At 62.6% G+C, this 1197-nt stretch carries 1 protein-coding gene; it reads right to left on the bottom strand.

All coding sequences use genetic code 11. From position 1 onward, the window contains the following. The coding region (locus TU82_RS27325; RefSeq protein ID WP_169794976.1) for an RHS domain-containing protein at positions 1 to 1197 on the bottom strand (1197 nt) is incomplete at both ends.

Here is a 1197-nt window from a genome sequence, read left to right as displayed (position 1 = left end):
TCCAGCGTGTTGCCCCACACCCGATAAGTCGCCTGCCAGACGCTGTGCCCATCGGCCTCGGTCAGTTGCTCGGGCAACCCGTTCAGATCGTTGTGGTAGTAGCGAATCTTCTGCAACGGACCAATACCGTCCACGCGAGCCAAGGGCTCGTAACCGCTTTCATCTTCGTAAACATACAGACTCGTTTGGCTGTGCCTGTGCTCCTGCAGCAAGCGCAAACCATCCCAGGTAAACCGGGTTTCCCCCAGCGGATACCCATCGCTGCCGTGCTCGGTTTTCTCAATGCGCCGCCCCAGCGGGTCGTAGGTCATCCTGACCACACTGCCACTTTCATTACGCACTTCAACCAACCGACTTTCAGCGTCATACGCAAACCGCTGCACACCCCGCTTGGCACTGCGTTTTTCGATCATCCGCCCAAACGCGTCATAGCGATAACGCTTGTCTTGATACGTCAGCAGCTTGTTATGCACCACCAACCCGGCACCCGCCTGCGGGCCGTCGAGCAGGTTGGCGGCGGCGTCGTAGGCGAAGGTTTCGCGCTGGCCGTGCAGGCTGTCCTGGCTGGCGATGATGCGGCCGGTGGCGTCGTAGTGCAGCAGTTGGCGATGTTGCGTGGCGGGTTGCTGGTCGAGTTTGCCGATCAGGTTGTCGGCAGGGTCGTACTCGAACTGTTTCTGCGCGGCTGCGGGCATCAACGATGGTTGGCTGGCAAGGCGGCGCTGGCGTGAGCGCAGGCGGCCACTGCGGTCGTATTCGCTGCGGGTGCTGAGTTGGCCCTGGGTACGCAGGACTTCGCGGTGCAGGCGGTCGCGTTCGAAGTCGCTGATCACCTGGCCGTCGAGGTTGATCTGGTGCAGGTGGCCGCTGCCGTAGTACAGGCGGTTGAGCCAACGGCCGTCGGGTAGTTGGGTCTGGATCAGGTTGCCGAGTTCGTCGTAGTGGTGGTGCAGAGTGCCGGCCGCACTCTGTTCGCCAAGCAATTGCCCGAGAGCGTCGTAGGCGAAGCCCAGGGCCTGGGTATTGCCTTGCAGATCGGTGAAAGTCACCGCCGTGAGCTGGTCCACGGCGTCGTAGCTGTACTCGGTGCGGCCATCGTCGGTGGTTTTGGCAACCAGCCGACCGACCGCATCGCGCTCCAGCCGATGAATGATGGGCGCGGGTGGTGCCTCGGGGACCACCGCCAGGCCGTTGCCA

Source organism: Pseudomonas orientalis (assembly GCF_001439815.1).
In the GTDB taxonomy this organism is placed as follows: domain Bacteria; phylum Pseudomonadota; class Gammaproteobacteria; order Pseudomonadales; family Pseudomonadaceae; genus Aquipseudomonas; species Aquipseudomonas orientalis.
The sequence above is the reverse complement of the archived record's forward strand: the minus strand, read 5'-3'. Positions and strand labels throughout refer to the sequence as shown.